Source organism: Vibrio jasicida CAIM 1864 = LMG 25398, assembly GCF_000400365.1.
Taxonomy (GTDB): Bacteria; Pseudomonadota; Gammaproteobacteria; order Enterobacterales; family Vibrionaceae; genus Vibrio; species Vibrio jasicida.
The window spans coordinates 1-3,206 of record NZ_BAOG01000091.1 but is presented as its reverse complement, the minus strand read 5'-3'; the positions used below and the strand labels follow the sequence as shown (position 1 = coordinate 3,206).

At 40.5% G+C, this 3,206-nt stretch carries 5 protein-coding genes; 1 reads left to right on the top strand and 4 read right to left on the bottom strand.

The genetic code is table 11. The features are described from left to right. The coding region (locus VJL_RS21515) for a type II toxin-antitoxin system RelE/ParE family toxin (RefSeq protein ID WP_038881376.1) at positions 1-194 on the top strand (194 nt) is incomplete at its 5' end. Between the two features lie 135 nt (positions 195-329). Here the strand turns inward: VJL_RS21515 and VJL_RS27580 are convergent. From VJL_RS27580 to VJL_RS21495, 4 genes are all read right to left on the bottom strand, one after another. Continuing rightward, positions 330-842: a hypothetical protein gene (locus VJL_RS27580; protein ID WP_050568884.1), complete on the bottom strand. Its 513-nt coding sequence runs from the start codon at positions 840-842 to the stop codon at positions 330-332. Positions 843-1,113: 271 nt separating this feature from the next. After that, a complete protein-coding gene (locus VJL_RS21505) occupies positions 1,114-1,635 on the bottom strand; it encodes a hypothetical protein (protein WP_227741154.1) in 522 nt (173 codons plus the stop codon). A gap of 724 nt (positions 1,636-2,359) precedes the next feature. Further along, complete coding sequence (locus tag VJL_RS21500) at positions 2,360-2,740, bottom strand: DUF4087 domain-containing protein (protein ID WP_017821408.1); 381 nt, start codon at positions 2,738-2,740, stop codon at positions 2,360-2,362. Between the two features lie 140 nt (positions 2,741-2,880). Further along, a partial coding sequence (locus VJL_RS21495; RefSeq protein WP_038881374.1) for a LysE family translocator occupies positions 2,881-3,206 on the bottom strand: 326 nt, incomplete at its 5' end.

Sequence of the window (3,206 nt, the reverse complement as noted above, 5' to 3'; positions counted from 1 at the left end):
AAACTGACAACCTCATTGAAGCAAAAGTAGAAAACTTGCTTGAACAACCTTTAATGGGTGTACAACGAGATGGCATCCGCGGACGATTGCTCATTATTCCTGAGATTTCGATGATTGTCTCTTATTGGGTCGAGGGCGATATCATCAGAGTTATGCGTGTACTCCACCAGAAACAAAAATTCCCTACGGATTGATTGCTTCCTCTGGGGAACTAACGCCCTGTTAAGGTGTGAGCAACGCAATACCGATGCTACTGCATATCACCTTAATCACTTAAACCAACGCATGGTAAAAATGCCACGCGTTGCGAATCACTCTTAAACAGTTTGTTATAGCTCAATTTTGTTTTGAATTTGAGCAACCCCATCATTCCAAATCCGCAAAATCATAACTTTCAAATCCATTGCTAGTTTTTCAGTAGAGCTATTAAAAAGTTGAGCTTGCTGCTGAAAACGAATCTGAGCATTTTGAATTTCAATATTTAATGAGCCTTTACCAAACCCGTGCAAAAGACCATCTATAGGATTGTTGTAACCTGTCATAAACCCTATAACCATGCCTTTGATACCACTGTGTTTATCTACCACAGCAAGCAAATCTCTTGCACTTTGAGATAAATACGTACTTTGATCCAAAACTGCATTAATATCTCGATAAAGAAAACTTCTCAGCGTACCCAGTCGGAATACATCAACAACTATTGATTCGAGATATCTAAAGTCATAGCCCATGGTTTCGAGGCACTCAACTGCATTTCGTTGTAACTTTTGCTCGATTGTTTCAATAGAGTCAAATAGGTCAACTTGTAGTTTTACTAAACTGAGGTTTGAGACACTCAACATGGCGGTATTTCAGTCAGTGTTGGGGGTTACTACAATCTGATTTGCAAATATTTTATGAAATTCACTTATCGCAACACCAAACTCTTCGCAAAAAGCCTCTGAACTCCAAGTCATTTTTATCTCCAGAAACGTGGGAGCAATTGAGCTCTAACGCCCAATTAAGGTGTGAAGCACGCGACCACGACACTTAATTTGACCACCGTAATCACTGAACCCGAACCAAACCAAAAATGCCAAGCGTGCTGAATCACTCTTAAATTGTTTGTTATGTTTAACCCCACCCAGATGCACTAGATATTGTTGAACCTAAGCTAATTTTACAGCCAGCTAGAAGTGAATGCTGGAACTCTTTTACCTGAGCATATGCCTGTTCAGCAAACTCCACCGTTAGGTAATCATCCCATGGACACTTCAATGCTTTTCGAGCTTCACCACCGGAGTTTGTTACTCCCACTATTGGCTGCCCATGAGCCATAGAGTCTCGCAATTTCTTTAGTTGTGAAAGAGTTGAGTAAGGTTCAATTCCCGCTTCATATTTTAAATCAGCAGCTTTACACACCTGCTTGAGTTTTATGAAATAAGGTTGTCTCTCTTTCCATTTTTCGACTTTTTTGTCACCAACGAAATTAATCAAAGCTTCTACCGAAAAAGCTAACCCAATTAAGCAACTGTGACAGTCCAAAGCTATTGCTTCTTCATTACCTGATTCTACTTTTTTACGTATCGTTGATAGATGATAAAAACCTAAATTCAACAAGTCATTGTGAGGATAAACCCTATATGATCCAGTCACTTATTTACTCCTTAAACATAACGCCCAATTAACGTGTGAGCAGCGCATACACTGAACCCAAAAACTGCGCCGTAAACACTAAACTCAACCCGAAGTGAGAGCGCCAAGCGTTGCGAATCACTGTTGAATTGTTTGTTATGTTTTACCACAAGTTACTGACTTAATTGAGAAAGAACTGCAATTTCTAATTAGTTTTCTGAAGTAAACCACAAGGTATGAACCAACTTGGCTACCAAAGGCGATTAACCAAAAACGTGTAATTCCACTTCCCTACCCAATGAGGCAACACGACCAAGAAACAACGAGCACCCTTTCTTTCCAACCAAAGCGCAAAACAATGCTGAATTGCCGAGGCAACTGCCAAGCTGAAATGCTAATTGACTAAGAATCCTAAAGCGACTTTAAGCCAGTTAAACCAGAAACCGACCACCACGACCTGACAATGAAGCAACCCGCGAACATTGGCATGTTTTACGAGTTGAGAGATTCAAGAACTTAGACCGACAATGCAGATTTGCTGAGTCTACTAGGGACGAATTGCCAAAGGAACAAAGAACTAGAGTCTAAGAACTTTAAGCCTTTGAATTTCAAGTAAACATAACGCCTTGTTAAGGGGTGAGCAACGCAATACCAAAGCCGCCGTATACCACCTTAATCACCAAAACCAACGCATAGCAAAAATGCCACGCGTTGCGAATCCCTCTTGAACAATTTGTTAGGCGAATTACTTAAAAGGAAGTGGAATATCTTTCGTTATGGATATGTCCTCTAAACACTGCTTCAAAGGTAACTGCTTGGATTTATAAATTGTTGTAATCGAATTTTGCTCTTCGTCTACGTCCACTGTTAAGCAAGCACAACTAAAACCATAGTTTCGATTTGTTCTAACAAATTCATTTTCATTTGCAGTCGCTTGATAAAGCAGTTCCATCGATTTATCGTCCAATGCATTTGAAGTACCTTGGACTGATATATCCCACGAGCCATCGCGATCAATCAACCACATATTGGCAGGAGAAGGATTTTCAAGCCATCCACATCGAGTCTCTTCTGCCGTCGCTGCTAATGCAGAAAACATCCCCAAAATAACAATCAAAAATCTCATTATTTACTCCATTCGCCTAACGCCTTGTTAAGGTGTGAGGCTCGCAATACCGAAGCCTCCGCATACCACCTTAAACACTAAAACCAACGCATAGTAAAAATGCCACGCGTGCCGAATCACTCTTGAACAATTTGTTAGTTTTATTGCTGGCGACTCAGTAACAAGCTTGCTCCAGACATAGCCAAAAAAGTTGCACAACCTCTATTGAAGCGCTTTGCCATTTTCGGCTTCGTAAACCACTGCCTTAAGTACATTCCAAATATCGCATAAATCGATATTGCACCCATTTCTAAAACTAGGAACGTAGCCCCTAGAGCGAAGAACTGTTCATTTACATTCGCTGAAACATCGACGAACTGTGGTAGAAAGGCGGTAAAAATTAAGATCGCCTTTGGATTACCAGCGGCTAGCAAAAATTCTTGTTTAGCTAAACCTAATCGGTTGCGAGTGTTTTCTAGTTCAGAAA

What these genes read in the sequence shown, in the direction of transcription:
- VJL_RS21500 (WP_017821408.1), bottom strand. Translation starts at nt 2,740, where the DNA reads ATGAGATTTTTGATTGTTATTTTGGGGATGTTTTCTGCATTAGCAGCG.
- VJL_RS27580 (WP_050568884.1), bottom strand. Translation starts at nt 842, where the DNA reads ATGTTGAGTGTCTCAAACCTCAGTTTAGTAAAACTACAAGTTGACCTA.